The organism is Solwaraspora sp. WMMA2059, assembly GCF_027497315.1.
Lineage (GTDB): Bacteria > Actinomycetota > Actinomycetes > Mycobacteriales > Micromonosporaceae > Micromonospora_E.
This window is the reverse complement of record NZ_CP114908.1, coordinates 4,029,520-4,049,488: the sequence shown is the minus strand read 5'-3', so window position 1 is coordinate 4,049,488 and position 19,969 is coordinate 4,029,520. Positions and strand designations below refer to the sequence as shown.

The window sequence follows — 19,969 nt, the reverse complement described above, 5'->3', positions numbered from 1 at the left end:
TCCGGTTCACGGCCGGTCGCTCCCTCAGCTCTCGGCCGGCGGGCGGACCGCGACCAGGTCTGCGGCGAGCAGCGCCGACCACCAGGTCTCGACGTTCGACAGCGATCCGGAGATGATCCGTGGCTGGTCGCCCTCGGTGAGCAGGGTCAGGGCCGAGCCGTCCGGCCAGGCCAGCACCCAGCCGGCGATGTGTGGGAGCTCGTCCTCCGGTGCCAGTTCGGCGTCCCGGCTGCGGTAGAGGGCACACAGTCGGGGCGCTTCGTCGAGGGCGATCACGTCCAGGTGGTCGGTGGCGCTGGTCTCAGGCAGCAGCTGGGGCATGGGGGTGCCTCCTCCTTCGGGCTGGGGATCCGGCAATGTAGACAAGACACAGTGAATCGTGAAGAAAGAGAAACAAGCCAGCGAACGGTTCACTAGGTACGACACAGACAGTATTGCCGTGGTCACAGATAAGGACAAGGTCTGTTCTTCGGCGAGGCGTGGAAAGTGCGTATTGACAGAGGCCTGCCTGGTCAGGGTGGGGTTCGGGAGGTCCGTCGCGGCCGGTGGGGTGCCGGCACCCGGCCCCCGGCACCCGCACCGTCGGTGATGGTGGCGGCAGGGCAGGATGTACCTCGAAGGAGGGCGACAGAGCATGGCTGGTCGGATCCGGGACGAGGACATCTCGCTGGTGCGGGAGCGTACGTCGATCGCCGACATCATCTCGGAGAGCGTCACGCTCAAGTCGGCCGGTGGTGGCAACCTCAAAGGGCTCTGCCCCTTCCACGACGAGAAGACGCCGTCGTTCACCGTGGCGCCCGGCCGGAACGTGTACTTCTGTCACGGCTGTGGCAAGGGCGGGGACGCGATCACCTTCCTGATGGAGGCCGAGCACCTCACCTTCGTCGAGTCGGTGGAGCGGCTCGCCGCCCGCGCCGGGATCCAGCTGCGCTACATCGAGGCCGGTCCCGCGCCGGTCCGCCAGCAGGCCGGTCAGCGGCAACGGCTGACTGCGGCGCACGCCGCCGCGGTCGAGTTCTACGTCGACCGGCTGACCGACCCGGCGGCCCGGCCGGCCCGCGAGTTCCTTGCCCGCCGAGGGTTCGACCGGGCGACCGCCGAGCGGTACGCGTGCGGCTTCGCCCCGGACGCGTGGGACGAGCTGACCCGGCACCTGCGCCAGCGGGGCTTCACCGCGCAGGAGTTGATCACCGCTGGGCTGGCCCGCCAGGCCCGGTCCGGCTCGTTGATCGACCGCTTCCGGCGTCGCCTGCTGTGGCCGATCCGGGAGCTCGGTGGCGACGTCATCGGCTTCGGCGCGCGCAAGCTCTTCGACGACGACGACGGACCCAAGTACCTGAACACCCCGGAGACCCCGATCTACAAGAAGTCCCACGTGCTGTACGGGATCGACCAGGCGAAGCGGGAGATCGCCCGGCAGGGCAGGGCGGTCATCGTGGAGGGCTACACCGACGTGATGGCCTGCCACCTGGCCGGGGTGCCGACCGCCGTCGCCACCTGCGGCACCGCGTTCGGGGCGGACCACATCGGCGTACTGCGCCGGCTGCTGATGGACACCGAGGCCGTCGCCGGGGAGATCATCTTCACCTTCGACGGGGACGCGGCCGGACAGAAGGCGGCGCTGCGCGCGTTCGAGGAGGACCAGCGCTTCGTCGGGCGTACCTTCATCGCGGTCAGCCCGGACAACATGGATCCGTGCGATCTGCGGCTGGCAAAGGGCGACCTCGCCGTGCGCGACCTGGTCGCGCGCCGGGAACCGCTGGTCGACTTCGCGCTGCGGCAGGTACTGAGCCGGTTCGACCTGGACACAGTCGATGGCCGGGTGGAGGCGATGCGGCGGGCCGCGCCGCTGGTGGCGAAGCTCAAGGACCGGGACAAACGCCCGGAGTACGTGCGCAAGCTCGCCGGCGACCTCGGGATGGAGGTCGAACCGGTGCAGCGGGCGGTGCTCGCGGCGGCGGCCGGGCCGCAGCGGACCGCCGGCGGCCGGGCCGCGGTGCCCGAGCCGGCGGCGCCGAAGCCGCGCAACGAGCCGGACAATCCTCAGGCGCTGGTCGAACGGGAGGCGTTGAAGCTCGGGCTCCAGGTGCCGGTGCTCGCCGGCCCGATGTTCGACAACCTCGGCGCGGAGGTCTACCAGCATCCGGTACACGCCGTGCTGCGGGACGCGATGGCGCAGGCCGGCGGGGCCGCAGCCGCCACCACCGGAGCGGTGTGGATCGAGCGGGTCCGGGACAACTGCGCCGACCTCGCGGCTCGGGCGTTGGTCGCCGAGCTTGCGGTCGAACCGCTGCACGTCGACCGGGACGCGGACCCGTACTACGTCTCGGTGACCCTGGCCCGCCTGCAGTGGGGGGCGGTCACCACCCGCATCCGGGAGCTGAAGTCGAAGGTGCAGCGGATCAACCCGGTCACCAACCAGGACGAGTATCTGACCCTGGCCGGGGAGCTGTTCTCCCTGGAACAGCACGCGCGTGCGCTGCGCGAACAAGCCGTGGGAGGGTTGTGAAGGTGTGGAGTCTGTTTCGGCGTAGCGCACGGCTGCCGGCCGACCAGCGGCCGCCGCTGGACCGCGACGAGCGGTTGCTGGCCTGGAGCGGGACCGCGACCGGCACGCTGGTCGTCACCAACCGGGGCCTGTGGCTGCCGGGCCGGGACACCCGGCTCGGCTGGCACCAGGTGCACAAGGCGGTCTGGTCGGGCGAGAGGCTGGTCGTCACGCCGGCTGAGACGGTGTCGGAGCACGACGGCTACACCGTGGTCGCCGACGGACCGGCGATCTCGCTCGACCTGTCGGACCCGGGAGATGTCCCGGACCAGGTCCGGACCAGGGTGACCCGGTCGGTCGGCTACAGCATGCACCATCAGCTGGACGGTGGCGGGGCCCGAGTGGTGGGCCGGCGGGTGTCCGGCATCGATGGCCTGAGCTGGACGGTGCGCTACGACGCCAGCGTCGACACCGACGCGGACTGGCTGCCCGACCGTACCGCCGAACTGGTGGCCGCGGCCAGGGCGTCGGTCGAGCAGCAGCCGTGACCACCTGCCGCGGTGCGGCCGTCCGGTAGCGGATGCGCCCGGGCCGGTACGTCGGCTCAGCCGGCGGTGAAGACGTGGTCGCTGATCATCCTGGTGGCGCCGATCAGACCGGCCTGGTCGCCCAGCTCGGACAGGACGATCGGCATGTCGCCGGTGGCCAGCGGCAGTGAGCTGCGGTAGACGACGCTGCGGATCTCGGCCAGCAACGCGTGGCCCATCCCGGCGAGTCCGCCGCCGATCACCACCATCCCCGGGTTGAAGAAGCTCACCAGCCGGGCCAGCACCTGGCCGACGCGTCGTCCACCGTCGCGGACCATGCCGACCGCGACCGGGTCGCCGGCGGCGGCCGCCCGGGTGACGTCCAGCGCGGTGAGCGTGCCGATCCGGGCGAGTTGTTCGGCGAGCTGGTCGGAACGCCCGGCTCGGGCGGCGGCGACCGCGTCGCGGGTCAGCGCCGCACCACCGAAGTACGCCTCCAGGCAGCCGACGTTGCCGCAGAGGCACTGCGGCCCGTTCTCGTCGACAGCGGTGTGGCCGATGTCGCCGGCGCAACCGTTGGCCCCCCGGTAGACGTCCCCGCCGACCACTATCCCGGCGCCGATCCCGGCGCCGATCTTGACGAACAGGAAGTCGTCGAACGAACGGGCGATGCCGGCGTGTTTCTCACCGAGCGCCATGATGTTGACGTCGTTGTCGACCAGCACCGGGCAGCCGAGTTCGGTGCTGAACATCTCCCGTACCGGGAAGCGGTGCCAACCCGGCATGAACGGTGGCGAGACCGGCACGCCTTCGTGGACACTGACCGGACCGGGCACCCCGATGCCGGCGCCGGTGAACCGCGTGGTTCCCGAGTCGGCGGCCAGTTTGGTGACCAGTTCGAGAGCCTGCGCGATCACCGTCGTCGGCCCCTGGCGCAGCTCGGTGCGCTCGGTCATCCGGGTCACGACCTGCAGCTCTCCGTCGGTGAGCGCCACGTCCAGGGTGCTCGCGCCGATGTCGATGCTGAGGAAGCGGGTGGCGGCGGCGATCCGGACGATCGACGACGGACGACCGCCCCGGGACGCGGCCGGACCGGCGGTCTCCACCAGACCCCGGTCGATCATCCGGTCGAGCTCGGTGGCCACCTTCGACCTGGACAGGCCGACCGCGTCGCCAAGTTCGGCGCGCGAGCACGGGCCGTCGCGGAGCAGGCGCAGGATCTGCGCCTGGTGCGTGTTCTCCGGCCACACTCCCAGCACGTTGGTCATTGTCCTTTACCTGGGTCCGGCACGTGGCGTCGTCCGACGTGGAGGGCCGGTGGACACGCGGGCGAAGCGGACCGGCGTGGGCAGGGACCGGGCAAGGTGACGAACTCGCCCGCTGACCCGGGAGTAGCGAGTCAGGATGGCAAACTTAGTGCATTGAAGCGCAATCTTCAAGACGTTCGTACTATACTTTGTCCTCAATCTGACGAAAGGCGCCTTGCTCGCGAAACTCGCGGCGTCCCTGTCGGGGCCGCGCGGTAGCGTCGTGGCCGTGACTGAACGGGGTAAGGGGCCACTCATCCACGCACGCGGTCTGGTCAAGCGGTTCGGGACGTTCACCGCAGTCGCCGGCATTGACGTCGACGTCGCGCCCGGCGAGGCGTTCGGCTTTCTGGGGCCGAACGGCGCCGGCAAGAGCTCCACCATGCGGATGGTGGGCTGCGTCTCCCCGCCCAGCGGCGGCATTTTGCGAATCCTCGGGATGGATCCGCAGCAGGACGGCCCGGCGATCCGGGCCCGGCTCGGCGTCTGCCCGCAGCTGGACAACCTCGACCAGGAACTGACGGTACGGGAGAACCTGGTCAGTTACGCCCGCTACTTCCAGATCCCGCGACCGGTCGCCCGGCGCCGCGCCGACGAACTGCTCGACTTCGTGCAGTTGCGCGACCGGTCGGGTAGCAAGGTCGAGCCGCTGTCCGGCGGCATGAAACGCCGACTCACCATCGCCCGTGCCCTGGTCAACGAGCCGGACATCGTGCTGCTCGACGAGCCGACCACCGGGCTGGACCCACAGGCCCGGCACCTGGTGTGGGAGCGACTGTTCCGGCTCAAGCAACGGGGCGTCACGCTGGTGCTGACCACGCACTACATGGACGAGGCCGAGCAGCTCTGCGACCGACTGGTGGTGATGGACGGCGGTCGGATTGTCGCCGAGGGCTCGCCGCGGGACCTGATCACCCGCTACTCCACCCGTGAGGTGGTCGAACTCCGGTTCCCGACCGACGACCAGGACAGCTTCGCCGGCAAACTGGGCGGAATCGCCGAACGGACCGAGGTGCTGCCGGACCGGATCCTGATCTACACCGGCGACGGCGACGGGGCGCTCAACGAGGTGCACCGCCGTGGGCTGGCACCGACCAGCGCGTTGATCCGGCGCAGTGGTCTGGAGGACGTCTTCCTGCATCTCACCGGCCGGACCCTGATCGACTAGAATCGGCCGGGCATGATCGCGCAGACCGACCGGCTGTCACTACGCCGCTTCACCATCGACGACCTGCCACTGCTCGTCGAGCTGGACAGTGACCCCGAGGTGATGCGGTACCTTACCGGAGGCAGACCGACCCCGGCCGAAACCGTACGCCGCGAGGTCCTGCCCGCGATCCTGCGTGACTATCTGCGCTTTCCGGGCTTCGGCAAGTGGGCCGCCATCGAGCGCTCCAGCGGTGCCTTCATCGGCTGGTTCGCGCTGAAGCCGGCCGCCGCCGGTCCGGCTGTCACCGGTCCCGCCGACGGTGTGGTCAACGGCCGCAGTGGCCGGCTGGCGATCACCGAGGTGGAGCTCGGGTACCGACTGCGACGCGCCTCCTGGGGCCGGGGGTACGCCTCGGAGGGTGCCCGAGCACTGCTGCGGATGGCGTTCGATCACCCGACCGTCGACCGGGTATTCGCCGAGACGATGGCGGTCAACGTCGCCTCGCGGCGGGTGATGGAAGCGGCCGGATTGCGCCTGGCCCGCTGCTTCCACCTGCAGTGGGACGATCCGATCGAGGGCGTCGAGCACGGCGAGGTCGAATACGAGGTGCGCCGGATCGACTGGGCGGAGCGCGCCGCGGCGCCGGCGATCGAGCGTAACCGCCTGTACTGACGGCGGGAGTCCCGGTCGGCGATCGGTCCGTGTGACGCCCTGGAAGCCCTGCCGATCCGCGACCATCCCGGGCGGCGGACCCGGGAGACGGAAATACCGGTGAGGATGTCCCGCCGTCGCCGTAGAGTACGCCGGGCCGGTAGGTCTCGGGCGGTCGTTCCGGGGCGTCGTTTCCACGATGTCGTACCCGGGCGGTACAACATCTGCCGGGACCGGGTACGGGGAGGGCGACGACGGATGTCCGGGACAGACACTGGCGCGACGCCGACGGTAACGACAACCGCGCGATCGACCGGGGCGCGGGCCCGGAGCTGGTTCGGGCCGGCGTCGAGCGTCCTGGAAGCCAACCTGACCGCCTACCGGCGGACCTGGCGGTCGTCGGTCTTCTCGTCGTTCCTGCTGCCGCTGTTGACGGTGCTCAGCTTCGGAGTGGGGGTGGGAGCCTACGTTGACCAGGGGGTCGGTGGGTTCAGCTATCTCGACTGGATCGTCCCTGGTCTGATCGCTTCCACCGCGTTGCAGGTGGCCATCGGGGAGTCCTCCTGGCCGGTCCTGGGCGGGTTCACCTGGCAACGGACCTACTACTCGCAGATAGCCGCTCCGCTACGGATCGCCGACATCGTCGGTGGGTTGCTCGCCTTCGTCCTGCTGCGGGTGCTGGCGAGTGCCGTGGCCTTCGTCGCGGTGGCCGCCGCGTTCGGTGCGCTGCACTCGGGTTGGGCGGTGCTGACCCTGCCGGTGGCCGTGCTGCTGGCAGCGGCCGTCGCCCTGCCGGTGGCCGCCTTCGCGGCCACCATCCGCAGCGACAGCTACATGGTCATCGTGTTCCGGTTCGCGGTCATCCCGATGACCCTGTTCGCCGGAGTGTTCTTTCCGGTGGAGTCGCTGCCGGTGACCGTGCGCTGGCTGGCGTACCTGTCGCCGCTCTGGCACGGGGTCGACCTGTGCCGGGCGGCCTCGCTCGGCATCACGCCCGCCTGGTCCGTCCCCGGGCATCTCGGCTACCTGAGCCTCTGGGCGGCGGCCGGGTGGTGGCTGGCAGTCAACCGGTTCCGCAAGCGTCTGATCCACTAGAGGAGGCAACAGTGGTGACCCTCGTCCTGCCGCAGATGCTCGGGGTCGGCGCGGCCGTGCGGCGGGCCGGGTCGGTGATGGAGCGCAACGCGGCCGCCCTGAAGTCCGCGTACTGGGTGGTGATGATCTCCGGGGTGGTCGAGCCGTTGCTCTACCTGTTCTCGATCGGTGTCGGCGTGGGCCGGCTGATCGGGGACATCACCCTGCCGGGCAGCGGGGCCGTCATCGGGTACGCAGCCTTCGTCGCCCCAGCGATGCTCGCCGCCTCGGCGATGACCGGCGCGTTGTCGGAGACGACGTTCAACTTCTTCGCCAAGATGAGGTTCGTCAAGCTCTACGACGGGATCCTGGCCACCCCGGTCCGCCCGACCGAGCTGGCCTTCGGTGAGCTCGGCTGGGCGATGGCGCGGGGCAGTATCTATTCGGCAACCTTCCTGCTGGTGATGGTCGTGATGGGGCTGACGACGGTCCCCCGGGCGCTGCTGGCGTTCCCGGCCGCGATCCTGGTCGGGTTCGCCTTCGGCGGGCTCGGCATGGCGCTGTCCACCTACATGCGCAGCTGGCAGGACTTCGACCTGATGGGCTCGGCCCAGTTCGCGGTCTTCCTGTTCTCCGGGACGTTCGTGCCGGCCGAGGCGTACCCGTCGGTACTGCGCTGGCTGGTCGAGCTGACCCCGCTGTACCGGTCGGTCCACCTGATCCGGGCGATCGCCGTGGACACTGTCGGGTGGATGCAGTTGGTCGATGTCGGCTATCTCGTCGCGGTGACGGTGCTCGGGCTGACCGTCGCCGGGCGTCGGGTAGGTCGGCTGCTCTGCAACTGACGTCCTGGAGGCACCCTTCTGCGACAATCATCGATCTAACTAGGTCCTGTCGTACAGACTTCTGGCTGGTAGAAGACAAAGCCATCGGTAGTTCACCTGAAAGTTTGGCTCGTCGGGGTCTTTCTTTCCTCTGGTCTCTGGAGTTAATGTCTGCTCCAGACGTAACACCAGCGACACAGCGTCGTCAACGCCGGTCGCGACCAGGGCCACCAGGCCCGAGCTGTCACCCGCCAGGGGCGTGGCGGTGACAGCTGCGGTTCGGGTCGGTGCCGCGACTGCGGCACCGACCCGAACCCACCCATCCGAACCCCCGCCCCGGGGTCGTGCGTTTCGGCGGCGTGCGGCTCCGAACACCCCGACCCTCCTCACTCGTCATCGGCGGCTCTGCGAGCCGCTGCAGAAAGGTGGACAGAATGGACGAGGTGCTACGCCGCAACGGGCAACTCTCGCCACCCAATCCGGCGCTCACCCGCCGCAACATCCTCGCCGCATCGGCCGGTGCCGCTGCCGTGCTCGGTGCGGCCGGGCTGCCGGTGCTGCAGACCAGCCGTCCGGCCCGGGCCGGCGGCGGCTGGTCCGTGGACCCGCTGATCCCCGAGCAGAACCGGGGCATCATCCTCTACTCGGTCCGGGACCGCATCCGGGCCGCCCCGGACGACAGCGGCGTACCGTACGGCTTCGAGCGGGTCCTGGCCCGCCTGGCGGAACTCGGTTACAAGGAGATCGAGTTCGCTGGTTACACCCAGAGCGAGGAGATCCTCGGACGGCAGATCACGCCGACCGAGATCCGCAAGATCCTGGACGACAACGGCCTGGTCGCCAACGGCACCCACGCCAGGATCAATGCGGAGACGTTCCAGCAGGAGCTCGACATCGCCGAGGAACTCGGCATGAAGAACATCGGCACCGGCAGCGACCCGACCCGCAGCGACTACCAGTCGGACTGGGACGAGGCCGCTGACCTGTGGAACGAGCTCGGCCGGCAGGCCCGGGAACGCAAGATGCGGCTCTACACCCACAACCATGACGCTGCGTACAACTTCCTGCTCGACTCCGGCCCGCTGGACGAGCAGGGACGGCCGACCCGTTCGTCCGGTGTCCGCAAGCTCGAGTACTTCATGGCCAAGACCGACGCGAAGTACGTCTACTTCGAGATGGACATCTACTGGGGCTACGTCGCCCGGCACAAGCACCACACGTTCATCAACTCGGCTGGTCGGGAGCGGACCCGGGTGTTCGACCCGATCCTGACGGTGGCCCGTCGGCCCCGGCGGTTCCCGCTGTTCCACGCCAAGGACGGTGCCAGGAGCCCGGAGCAGAGCAACGGCTACGAGATGACGCCGATGGGCGACGGCGACATCAACTTCCAGCAGTTCTTCCAGACCATCGGGCACTACGACTTCCACCACGCCAACTGGGAGCAGGACACCGCTCCCGGCGGATCGGAGAACCCGGGTCAGTCGCTGGAGTTCGCCGAGCGCAGCTACCAGCACATGTCGGAACTGACCGTCTACAGCCAGGGCGAGTGATCCACCGGTCGCCCGCCACCCGGCACGGCGGCCACTGATCCAACCGCGTGAACCGGCCGGGGTGCCGACCGCCGCAGCGGCGGCGGTCGGCACCCCGGTTCCGCGTGTCCGGGTTCCGCACTCGTTGAGCGGGGGCCGATCCGTCGATCCCTCGTGCCCTGAACCAGATACATCGGGCCAGGTCAACCCCGGTTCGAGCACGTTTCACCAACTTCTGTCACGATCAGAAAAAGTTTTGCTTCAGCAGACCGAAACTCTGGACACGAGACTGAGAAGACTCTTAGTGTTTCGGTCACGACACGCCGAGGTCGCCTCGGTGTTAACTCACGGTCGGAGGTGGACCCCATGCGTACGGCGGATCCTCTGCACCTCCAGCTGCTGCGACTGTTGCGGGACAGTGGACCGGTCTCCCGGGCCGAGCTCGCAGACCAGCTGGAGATTCCCCGCCCTCGCCTGCTGTCCGAGTTGGAGCGGCTGGTCGCCTCCGGCTTCGTGACCGAAGCAGGGATGGCCGCCTCACGGGGCGGCCGCCGCTCGACCCTGGTCGAGCTCAACCCGGACCTGCGGTTCGCCGCGATCGACCTGGGCGCCAGCTCGGTCGACGTGGAGATCACCAACGGCCGGCTGGAGCCGGTGGCCGCGTACACCGAACCCGCCGACATCCGGCAGGGGCCGAAGGTCATCCTGCACCGGATCAACGAGCTGCTCGCCAAGGCCCGGGTCGAAGGGGTGCACGAGCGCCTCGACGGTATCGGCATCGGGGTGCCCGGGCCGGTCAGCTACCGCGACGGAGTGCCGGTCTCCCCGCCGATCATGCCGGGCTGGGACCGGTTCCCGGTCCGTGAACTGCTCGCCCGGGAGCACGGCTGCCCGGCGGTGGTGGACAACGACGTGAACATCATGGCCATCGGGGAACGGCACGGCGGCGTGGCCCACTCGGTCGACGACTTCCTGTTCGTCAAGCTCGGCACCGGCGTCGGCTGCGGCATCTACCTCGCGGGCCAGGTCTACCGGGGGATCGACGGCTGCGCCGGCGACATCGGCCACATCCAGGTCGACTCGCACGGTCCGATGTGCTCCTGCGGCAACGCCGGATGCCTGGAGGCGCTGTTCAGCGGTGCGGCGCTGGCCAAGGAGGCGGCCGCCGCCGCCCGGGCCGGCACCTCTCCGGCACTGGCCGAGCGGCTCACCCAGCGGGCCGAGCTCACCGCGCGCGACGTCGCCGAGTGCGCCATGGAAGGTGACGTCACCTGCATCCGGCTGATCCGCGACGGCGGCCGGCGGCTCGGCGGCGTCCTCGCCGGTCTGGTCAGCTTCGCCAACCCGTCGATGATCGTGATCGGCGGTGGTCTGGCCCACCTCGGGCACATCCTGCTGGCCGAGATCCGCAGCGTGGTCTACCGGCGGTCACTGCCGCTGGCCACCGGCAACCTGCCGGTCGTGCTGTCCGAGCTGGGTTCGCGGGCCGGCGTGACCGGCGCCTCCGTGCTGGCCAGCGACGTCGCCTTCGAGCAGGCGTCGTGAGCGCCCCCGAGGCCACCGGCGCCGCGCCGGTTGACGAGCCCGGCGGCACCCCGGCCGTGGCCGCCGGCGGCGACGTGGTGCTGCGGCTGACCGACGTCGTGAAGACCTTTCCCGGGGTACGCGCCCTGGACGGGGTGCAGCTCGAGGTGCGTGCCGGGGAGGTGCACTGCCTGCTCGGCCAGAACGGGGCCGGCAAGTCGACCCTGATCAAGGTGCTGGCCGGCGTGCACCGCCCCGACGCGGGGCGGGTCGAATGGCAGGGCCGACCGGTCCGGTTCGCCAATCCGCAGGCCGCGATGCGGGCCGGCATCGCCACCATCTACCAGGAACTCGACCTGGTCGACGACCTCTCCGTGGCGGAGAATGCCTTCCTCGGCCACGAGCCGCGGACCGCAGGCTTCGTCCGTCGGTCGGCGATGGCCCGGCGCACCCGCGACATCCTGGGCCGACTCGGCCACGCCGAGATCCGACCCCGCGGGCTGGTCCGATCGCTTCCGGCGGCCGGCAAGCAGGTGGTCAGCATGGCCCGGGCACTGTCCCACCAGGCCAAGCTGATCATCATGGACGAGCCGAGCGCGGTGCTCGCCCACGACGAGGTCGAGAACTTGTTCCGGATCATTCGCGAACTGACCGCTCAGGGCATCGCGGTCATCTACATCTCACACCGGCTGGAGGAGATCCGCGAGATCGGTGACCGGGTCACCGTACTCAAGGACGGCCGGACCACCGCGCAGAACCTGTCGGCGCAGACCACCCCGACCAAGGAACTGGTCAGCCGGATGACCGGCCGGTCCATCGAGTACGTGTTCCCACAGCGGGAGCCGAACCCACACGGGGAGCAGTTGCTGGAGGTGTCCCGGCTCAGCCGTGCGGGGGAGTTCAGCGACGTCTCACTGACCGTCGCGCGGGGGGAGATCGTCGGCATCGCCGGCCTGGTCGGTGCCGGTCGTTCGGAACTGCTGGAGACGATCTTCGGAGCCCGGACCGCCGACACCGGCAAGGTCACGATGGCCGGCAAACCGGTACGGGCCGGCAGCGTCGGCGCCGCGGTGCGGGCCGGCATGGGCATGGCACCGGAGGAACGCAAGAGCCAGGCACTACTGCTGGGCGAACCGATCTTCCGGAACATCACGTTGGCCACCTTCGGTCGCCTCGCCCGGGTCGGGTTCACCGACGCCGGCCGGGAGGTCAGCGCCGCTGAACGGGTGGCCGGCTCGCTGGAACTGCGTCCCCGGGGCGTGCACCGTCCGGTGCGCCAGCTCTCCGGCGGCAACCAGCAGAAGGTGGTGGTCGGCCGGTGGCTGCTCGGTGACACCCGGCTGCTGCTGCTCGACGAGCCGACCCGGGGCGTCGACGTCGGTGCCCGGGCCGAGCTGTACCAGGTGATCCACGACCTCGCCGCGCAGGGCGTGGGCGTCCTGCTGGTCTCCAGCGAGGTGCCGGAGGTACTGGGGCTGGCCGACCGGGTGCTGGTGATGCGGGAAGGACGCGTCGTCCACCAGGCCCCGGCCGGTGAGATCGATGAGGAGACCGTGCTCGACCTCGTCATGTCGGGGTCGGCGAAGGAAAGTGCCGCGGCGTGACCGGGCGACCCGACCAGTTGGCCAGCGGCCAGCCGGTAAACGAAGGAGTAGGACTGTGACCGCGGAAGAGGCCACGGCGACCGTACCCGGTAAGGAGAAGCCGGCAGCGCCGCCGGCGCACGGCGCGGACGAACCACCCCGGCAGAGCTGGTGGCGTTCCGACGCCAGCGAGTACGCCCGACGCAACCTGTGGCTGGTCGGCGTCCTCGTGATTCTGGTCATCATCGGCGCCGCCACCCGGCCCGACCTATACAGTGACCCGACCTGGGTCCGCAACAACATCTTCACCATCCTGCAGCAGGCCTCCGCGATCGGCGTGGTCACCGTCGGCATGACATTCGTGATCATCGCCGGCGGCATCGACCTGTCGGTCGGCGCGATCATGGCGCTGGCCGGGGTATGGGCCACCACGGTGGCGACCCAGAGTTTCGGCCCCGGCGGCATGATCTTCACCGCTGTCGTGGTCGGGATGTGCGTCGGACTGGTCAACGGAGTGCTGATCTCGTACGGCCGGCTGGTGCCGTTCATTGCCACCCTGGCGATGATGGTGGCCGCGCGAGGGCTGGCCGCGCTCATCTCCGGCAAGCAGACCCAGGTCTCCACCTCGTCGGTGATCAACGGGATGGCCACCCAACGGATCCTCGGAATCCCGCTGCTGGTGATCATCCTCGCCGCGGTGGTCGCCGCCGGCTGGGTGCTGCTCAACCGCACCACCTTCGGCCGACGCACCGTTGCGATCGGCGGCAACGCCGAAGCGGCCCGGCTCGCCGGCATCAACGTCCGGTGGCACACCCTACTCATCTACGGCCTGTCCGGGCTGTGCTGCGGTATCGGCGCGATCATGCTGACCGCGCAGGCCAACTCGGCCCAGGCCGCCATGGCCAACCTGTACGAGCTTGACGCGATCGCTGCGGCGATCATCGGCGGCACGCTGCTCACCGGCGGCCGCGGCACCATCATCGGCGCCCTGTTCGGGGTGCTGGTCTTCTCCACCATCACCAACCTGTTCGCCATCAACGGACTCTCCACCGAATCCCAGAACATGATCAAGGGCGGGATCATCGTGGTGGCCGTTCTCATCCAGCAGTTCCGGTTCAACTCCCTCAGTCAGCTCTTCAACCGAAGAACCGCCTGAGGCTCCACCTGACACACCCATCCACCGCCCGGTGGCCGTCGACTCCGACGGTCGCCAGGCCCCGCACACCCCGATAACTCCCCGCCATTGCGATCCAGGAGGTCGTCATGACCGCTTTCTCCCGTCGGACACTGTTCGGCGCGCGCGGCGCCGCCGCCAGTGACATGTCCCGCCGTCGGCTGCTCGCCGGTGGTGCCGCAGTAGGTGCCGGTGTACTGCTGAGCGCGTGCACCAGCAACGAGGCCGCCCCGACCAACACCCAGACGCAGGCCGCCAACCAGGGCAACCCCAACTCCGAGCCCGGTGAGACCGTCACCATCGGCTTCTCCGCCCCGGCGGCCGACCACGGCTGGCTCGCGGCGATCACCAACAACGCCCGGGCCCAGGCCGAGGCGTACTCGGACGTGGAGTTCCTCACCGTCGAGGCGGGCGCCGACGCCGCCGCTCAACGGGCCGCGCTGGACACGCTGATCTCGCAGAGCCCGGACGTCATCGTGATGCTGCCGCACGACGGAGCCGAGCTGACCGCGAGTGGCCTGCAGGCCATGGAGGCCGGCATCCCGGTGGTCAACCTGGACCGGGCGTTCACCCAGGCGCTCGCCTACCGCACCCAGATCAAGGGCGACAACTACGGCATGGGCGTGTCGGCGGGCAACTACATTGCCGCCCAGATGCAGGAGAAGGGCATCGCCAACCCGGTGATCGCCGAGATCGCCGGGATCGACGCGCTGGAGCTGACCCAGGAGCGGTCCGCCGGTTTCAAGGACGCCCTCGAGGTGCACGGCTTCACCGTCGCCAACCGGCGGGCGGCCGAGTTCACCGCCGACTCCGGCCAGCGCGAGGCGGCCAACCTGCTGCAGGCCCTGCCGGAGATCGACGCCATCTGGAACCACGACGACGACCAGGGCATCGGGGTACTGGCTGCGATCAGCCAGGCCAACCGGTCGGAGTTCATCATGGTCGGCGGTGCCGGTTCGCGGGCGGCGATGGAGGCGATCCAGGCCGACGACAGCGTGCTGAAGGCGACCGTCACCTACAGCCCGTCGATGGCCTCCTCGGCGATCTCGCTCGCCCGCCTGATCGCACAGGGCCGGGGCATGTCCGACCTGGTCGAGCTGCAGGTGCCCAAGGAGATCATCCTGGCCTCGGAGACCATCACCAAGGAGAACGCGAGCGAGTACCTGCCGCTCGGGTTCTGACCTGCAACGGGGAGGCTTACCTTGTCCGCTGAACACAACGAACTGCGGGTCGGCATGATCGGCTACGCGTTCATGGGCGCCGCGCACTCGCAGGCCTGGCGAACCGTGAACCGGGTCTATGACCTGCCGGCGTGGGTCCGGATGACCGCAGTGTGCGGCCGGGACGAGTCCAAGGTGGCCGAGGCCGCCGACCAACTCGGCTGGGAGTCGTACACCACCGACTGGCGGGCGCTGATCGCCCGGGACGACATCGACGTGGTCGACATCTGTACGCCGGGTGACAGCCACGCCGAGATCGCCATCGCGGCACTCGCCGCCGGCAAGCACGTGCTGTGCGAGAAGCCACTGGCCAACACGGTGGCCGAGGCGCAGCAAATGGCCGACGCGGCTCGGGTCGCCCGGGCCGGCGGCGTCCGGTCGATGTGCGGATTCAACTACCGGCGGGTGCCGGCGGTGACGTTGATGCGTCAACTCGTCGCCGACGGCCGGATCGGAACGATCCGGCACGTGCGGGCGGTGTACCTGCAGGACTGGATCCTCGATCCGGACTTTCCGTTGGTCTGGCGGTTGCAGAAGGACAAGGCGGGTTCCGGGGCGCTGGGTGACATCGGTGCGCACATCATCGACGCCACCCAGTTCGTCACGGGCCAACGGATCGCCCGGGTGAGCGGGCTGACCGAGACGTTCGTCAAGCGGCGGCCACTGCCAGCCGGTTCCAGCGGGCTTTCCGCTTCGGCCGGCGGCGGGTCCGCAGACGACGCCGAACCGGCCACCGGCGAGGTCACCGTCGACGACGCCGCGCTGTTCATGGCCCGGCTCGACGGCGGGGCGGTGGCCAGCTACGAGGCGACCCGCTTCGCCGCCGGACGCAAGAACGGGTTGCGGATCGAGATCAACGGCTCGCTCGGGTCGGTCGCGTTCGACTTCGAGCGGATGAACGAACTGGAGTTCTTCGACGCCACCCGGCCCGCGGCCGAGCAGGGCTTCACCCGCATCATCGTGACCGAACCGGAGCACCCGTACCTGTCTGCCTGGTGGCCGCCCGGCCACGGCATCGGGTACGAGCACTCCTTCACCCACCAGGCCCGTGACTTCGTCGCGGCGCTGGCGGCCGGAGACGATCCGACACCGTCCTTCGACGACGCACTCCAGGTCCAGCAGGCGCTGGCCGCGGTGGAGGAGTCGGCCGGGCTCGGCGAATGGGTCACCGTGGATCCGGCGAATACCACGGCACCGGCCTGATCGGCTCGACCTTCGTCGAGAGGTCTGGAAACCGAGACTCCTCGTCCCGTGGGCGAGGGTCGCCCGGCGCGGTTGCGCCCCGCGCCGGGTGATCCGCGGGTACGAGGACGGCTCGTCCGGCGTGACCGGATCGGGATTCCCCGGTCACGCCGGACGGCCAGCAGGGCGTACCAGAAGACTCTGGCGGACGTGGCACCGCGCCAGGGGTGAGGCACCAACCGTCACTGTCCGTCCACAACGGAATCAGTGCCCACGGTGAGGCATGAGCCTCCCGAACCCCCGGAGGAACGACTGATGAGTAGATCCGCCCGGCGATGGCTTGCCGTCGCCGCGGGTGCGGCACTCGCCGCACCCATGATCACCACCGCGCCAGCGGTAGCCCACGACGGCCACGAGCACCACGACGACTACCAGGTGCTGGTCTACACCCACAGCGAGGAGGCGGCCCAGCCGTCGACCGCCAAGGGTGTCAACGCCATCCGTACCCTCGGCAAGAACAACGGCTTCACTATCGACGTGTCCCGCAACGGGACCAGCTTCACCAGTGAGAACCTCGCCAACTACGCGGCAGTGGTGTTCATCAACAACACCGGTGACGTGCTCGACGACGCGCAGCAGGAAGCGTTCGAGGACTACATCAAGGCCGGTGGCGGGTACCTCGGCGTGCACCTCGCGGTGGACGCCGAGCCGGACTGGGCCTTCTACCGTGGCCTGGTAGGCACCACCTCGACCGGCACCACCGCCAACGGTGCCGGTGTCATCGACGTCGCTGACCGCTACCACCCGTCCACGGCGAAGATGCCCCGCGAAGTGATCGTCGAGGACGAGTACCTCAACTACACCGGCAACGTCCGGGGTGTGCAGCACGTGCTGGCCAGCGTCGACCCGACGTCGCTGGACGGCAGCAGCATGGGTGCCGACCACCCGATCTCCTGGTGCCAGGACTACCAGGGCGGCCGGTCCTGGTACACCGGTCTCGGCGCGTCGGCGGACACCTTCACCATCGGGGCGGTCCGCAAGCACCTGCTCGGTGGCATCGAATGGGCTGCGGGCATCGCCGAGGGCGACTGTGGCGCGACCGTCGAGTCGAACTACGAGCGGGTCGTGCTCAACGACCAGCCCGGTGAGCCGATGACACTCGCGGTGCTGCCCGACGGGCGGGTGCTGCACAACACCCGCGCCGGGGAGATCCGCCTGTACGACCCGGCGACCGGGGCCAGCCCGGTCATCAACAACCTCGACGTCTACCAGCACGACGAGGACGGCCTGCAGTCGGTGACCCTGGACCCCAACTTCGCGGAGAACAAGTGGGTCTACCTCTACTACGCGCCACCGCTGGACACTCCGGTGGACGACCCGGCCACCCCGGGGGTCAACGAGGGCGACGCACCGGCCAACAGTGACGACCCGAGCGTCTGGGAGCCGTTCAAGGGCTACAACCTGCTCTCCCGGGTCAAGTTCGTCGAAGAGCCGACCCCGCACCTGGACATGTCGACCGAGCAGGAAATCATCAAGGTTGACGTCGACCGCGGGGCGTGCTGCCACGTGGCCGGCGAGGTCAAGTTCGACGGTCGGGGCCTGCTCTACCTCGTCACCGGCGACGACACCAACGCCAGTGGCTCGGACGGCTACACCCCGATCAACCGGTCGGCCACTCGGGGTCCGGCCTATGATGCCGCGCGCTCCTCGGCCAACACCAACGATCTGCGGGGCAAGGTGCTGCGGATCCGCGTCAAGGACGACGGTAGCTACAGCATCCCGGCCGGCAACCTGTTCCGGGAGTCGCAGGACGTCGATGACAAGACCCGTCCGGAGATCTTCCTGATGGGCCTGCGCAACCCCTTCCGGTTCGACGTCGACGACCGTGGCTTCGTTTACATCGGTGACTACTCGCCGGACTCGCGCAACCCGGACCCGCAGCGGGGCCCGGAGGGCACCGGCCGGTGGTTCGCGACCAAGACCGCAGGTAACTACGGCTGGCCGTACTGCTACTCGCCGACCCTGCCGTACGTCGACTACGACTTCGAGACGGAGACCTCAGGCGAGCCGTTCAACTGCGCCGCACCGATCAACGACTCGCCGCGCAACACCGGTCTGAGTCTGCTGCCACCGGTGGAGCAGCCGCAGTTCTGGTACACCTTCAACGCCACCACCACCTGCCGGGACGCCTACCTGGTCGACCCGGCCGGCACCTGCGACTTCCAGTGGCCGGTGATCGGCACCGGTGGCGTCGGTCCGATGGGCGGCCCGATCTACAAGTACGACGATTCGCTGGAGTCGGAGTACAAGCTGCCGGCGTACTACCACGACACGGTGTTCTTCGGCGAGTTCAGCCGGGACCGGATGTTCAACATGCGGACCAACGGCAGCGGCAAGTTCTTCGGTGTCGAGGCGTTCCTACCCGGCTTCACCTTCGACAACCCGATGGACATGGAGATCGGCCCGGACGGCACCCTGTACGTGCTGGACTACGGTGACGGCTTCTTCCGGGCCAACCCGGATGCCTCGCTGTACCAGATCCGGTACGTCAAGGGCACCCGCGGTCCGGTCGCCGAGCTCGACGTCAGCCCGACGTCCGGGCAGGCGCCGCTGAACGTGCAGTTCTCCAGTGAGGGTTCGTTCAGCCCCGAGGTCGGCGAGACGATCAGCATCGCCTGGGACTTCGACGGAGACGGCACCACCGACTCCACCGAGGCCAACCCGTCGTTCACCTACACCAGCAACGGCGTCTACTACGCCCAGCTGACGGTGACCGACTCCACGGGTAAGCAGGCGACGCTCAGCCGTACCATCACGGTCGGTAACACCGCTCCGACGGTCGAGGTCACCCTCCCGGTGTCCGGTTCCTTCTTCAACTGGGGCGACACGGTGCCGTACGCGGTGACCGTCACCGACCCCGAGGACGGCACCATCGACTGTGACCGGGTGGAGGTCACCTTCGTCCTCGGCCACGACGAGCACGGTCACCCGCAGACCAGCACCACCGGCTGCACCGGTACCCTGCCGACCCCGGCCGACGGTGCCGACCACGCTGGTAGCTACCTGTTCGGCGGCATCAGCGCCCGCTACACCGACCTGGGCGGCGGCGGCCAGCCGGCGCTGACCACAGTCGGCCAGGCCACTATCCAGGTCTACCAGCAGCAGGCCGAGTACGCCCAGATCAAGCAGGGCGTCGAAACCTCCAACACCACCGACACCGGCGGCGGCCTGCACGTGTCCAGCATCGACGGCGACGACTACATCGCCTTCGATCCGATCAACCTCGACGGGATCGAGTCGCTGACCCTGCGGCACAGCCGAGGCTCCTCGTCGACCGTGGGTGACCCTCGGGCGATCGTCGAGGTGCGGGTCGACGCGCCGGACGGACCGTTGGTGGCCAGCACCACGCTGAACGCCACCTCCGGATCGCGTGACTGGACCAGTCACGACGTCGCGATCGACCACCCGGCCGGGACACACCAGCTCTACCTGGTGTTCCGGACGGTGGACGGTGGTCCCGACAGCAACCTGGTCTACCTCAACTGGGTGCAGTTCAACCCGGCGAGCTGACCCGGTCCCCGGGCTGGTGGCCGGTCGGCCACCAGCCCGGGGATGACGACCGGTGACCGCCGGGGCGGGCGTACCGCCCGCCCCGGCGGGGACCGACCAGCAGGACCGCGGCCGGGGTAACCCGGCCGGGGACAACCGAATCGGGGGAGGCAGGGCCGAACGCCGA

General features: G+C 69.3%; 15 protein-coding genes. 13 read left to right on the top strand and 2 right to left on the bottom strand.

All coding sequences use genetic code 11. From position 1 onward, the window contains the following. Positions 1–24 precede the first annotated feature (24 nt). Positions 25–321, bottom strand: coding sequence for a hypothetical protein (locus O7553_RS18430; RefSeq protein ID WP_281550963.1), 297 nt, complete (start codon positions 319–321; stop codon positions 25–27). Between the two features lie 286 nt (positions 322–607). Between O7553_RS18430 and dnaG the strand changes: the two genes are divergently transcribed. Next, complete coding sequence (dnaG, locus tag O7553_RS18425; protein WP_281550962.1) at positions 608–2,509, top strand: DNA primase; 1,902 nt, start codon at positions 608–610, stop codon at positions 2,507–2,509. Positions 2,510–2,511: 2 nt separating this feature from the next. After that, positions 2,512–3,036: a hypothetical protein gene (locus O7553_RS18420; protein WP_281550961.1), complete on the top strand. Its 525-nt coding sequence runs from the start codon at positions 2,512–2,514 to the stop codon at positions 3,034–3,036. Between the two features lie 56 nt (positions 3,037–3,092). On the opposite strand, the gene O7553_RS18415 is transcribed toward O7553_RS18420, so the two are convergent. Further along, on the bottom strand, positions 3,093–4,283 hold the full coding sequence (locus O7553_RS18415) for an ROK family transcriptional regulator (protein WP_281550960.1): 1,191 nt from the start codon (positions 4,281–4,283) through the stop codon (positions 3,093–3,095). A gap of 268 nt (positions 4,284–4,551) precedes the next feature. On the opposite strand from O7553_RS18415, the gene O7553_RS18410 reads away from it, so the two are divergent. The 11 genes from O7553_RS18410 (at position 4,552) to O7553_RS18360 (ending at position 19,803) form a co-directional block, all read left to right on the top strand. Further along, complete coding sequence (locus O7553_RS18410) at positions 4,552–5,490, top strand: ABC transporter ATP-binding protein (RefSeq protein ID WP_281550959.1); 939 nt, start codon at positions 4,552–4,554, stop codon at positions 5,488–5,490. Positions 5,491–5,502: 12 nt separating this feature from the next. Beyond that, positions 5,503–6,144, top strand: a complete 642-nt coding sequence (locus O7553_RS18405) for a GNAT family N-acetyltransferase (RefSeq protein ID WP_281550958.1) — start codon at positions 5,503–5,505, stop codon at positions 6,142–6,144. 237 nt (positions 6,145–6,381) lie between these two features. Then, on the top strand, positions 6,382–7,218 hold the full coding sequence (locus O7553_RS18400; protein ID WP_281550957.1) for an ABC transporter permease: 837 nt from the start codon (positions 6,382–6,384) through the stop codon (positions 7,216–7,218). 11 nt (positions 7,219–7,229) lie between these two features. Continuing rightward, positions 7,230–8,042 (top strand): ABC transporter permease, encoded by an 813-nt coding sequence (locus O7553_RS18395; protein ID WP_281550956.1) that lies wholly within the window; start codon positions 7,230–7,232, stop codon positions 8,040–8,042. Between the two features lie 413 nt (positions 8,043–8,455). Beyond that, complete coding sequence (locus tag O7553_RS18390) at positions 8,456–9,571, top strand: sugar phosphate isomerase/epimerase (protein ID WP_281550955.1); 1,116 nt, start codon at positions 8,456–8,458, stop codon at positions 9,569–9,571. Between the two features lie 345 nt (positions 9,572–9,916). Beyond that, positions 9,917–11,095: an ROK family protein gene (locus tag O7553_RS18385; RefSeq protein WP_281550954.1), complete on the top strand. Its 1,179-nt coding sequence runs from the start codon at positions 9,917–9,919 to the stop codon at positions 11,093–11,095. Between the two features lie 74 nt (positions 11,096–11,169). Continuing rightward, a complete protein-coding gene (locus O7553_RS18380) occupies positions 11,170–12,678 on the top strand; it encodes a sugar ABC transporter ATP-binding protein (protein ID WP_281555659.1) in 1,509 nt (502 codons plus the stop codon). 55 nt (positions 12,679–12,733) lie between these two features. Continuing rightward, positions 12,734–13,813 carry an ABC transporter permease gene (locus O7553_RS18375; protein WP_123602930.1) on the top strand — a complete coding sequence of 360 codons (1,080 nt, stop codon included), beginning with the start codon at positions 12,734–12,736 and terminating at the stop codon, positions 13,811–13,813. A 107-nt stretch (positions 13,814–13,920) separates the two neighbouring features. Continuing rightward, positions 13,921–15,012, top strand: coding sequence for a substrate-binding domain-containing protein (locus O7553_RS18370; protein ID WP_281550953.1), 1,092 nt, complete (start codon positions 13,921–13,923; stop codon positions 15,010–15,012). Positions 15,013–15,033: 21 nt separating this feature from the next. Then, positions 15,034–16,254: a Gfo/Idh/MocA family oxidoreductase gene (locus O7553_RS18365; RefSeq protein WP_281550952.1), complete on the top strand. Its 1,221-nt coding sequence runs from the start codon at positions 15,034–15,036 to the stop codon at positions 16,252–16,254. 294 nt (positions 16,255–16,548) lie between these two features. Then, a complete protein-coding gene (locus tag O7553_RS18360) occupies positions 16,549–19,803 on the top strand; it encodes a ThuA domain-containing protein (RefSeq protein WP_281550951.1) in 3,255 nt (1,084 codons plus the stop codon). Positions 19,804–19,969 lie beyond the last annotated feature (166 nt).

Excerpts from the sequence above, each read along its gene's own strand:
- O7553_RS18430 (WP_281550963.1), bottom strand. The coding sequence starts at position 321 with ATGCCCCAGCTGCTGCCTGAGACCAGCGCCACCGACCACCTGGACGTG.
- dnaG (WP_281550962.1), top strand. The coding sequence starts at position 608 with ATGTACCTCGAAGGAGGGCGACAGAGCATGGCTGGTCGGATCCGGGAC.
- O7553_RS18415 (WP_281550960.1), bottom strand. The coding sequence starts at position 4,283 with ATGACCAACGTGCTGGGAGTGTGGCCGGAGAACACGCACCAGGCGCAG.
- O7553_RS18405 (WP_281550958.1), top strand. The coding sequence starts at position 5,503 with ATGATCGCGCAGACCGACCGGCTGTCACTACGCCGCTTCACCATCGAC.
- O7553_RS18400 (WP_281550957.1), top strand. The coding sequence starts at position 6,382 with ATGTCCGGGACAGACACTGGCGCGACGCCGACGGTAACGACAACCGCG.
- O7553_RS18390 (WP_281550955.1), top strand. The coding sequence starts at position 8,456 with ATGGACGAGGTGCTACGCCGCAACGGGCAACTCTCGCCACCCAATCCG.
- O7553_RS18385 (WP_281550954.1), top strand. The coding sequence starts at position 9,917 with ATGCGTACGGCGGATCCTCTGCACCTCCAGCTGCTGCGACTGTTGCGG.
- O7553_RS18370 (WP_281550953.1), top strand. The coding sequence starts at position 13,921 with ATGACCGCTTTCTCCCGTCGGACACTGTTCGGCGCGCGCGGCGCCGCC.
- O7553_RS18360 (WP_281550951.1), top strand. The coding sequence starts at position 16,549 with ATGAGTAGATCCGCCCGGCGATGGCTTGCCGTCGCCGCGGGTGCGGCA.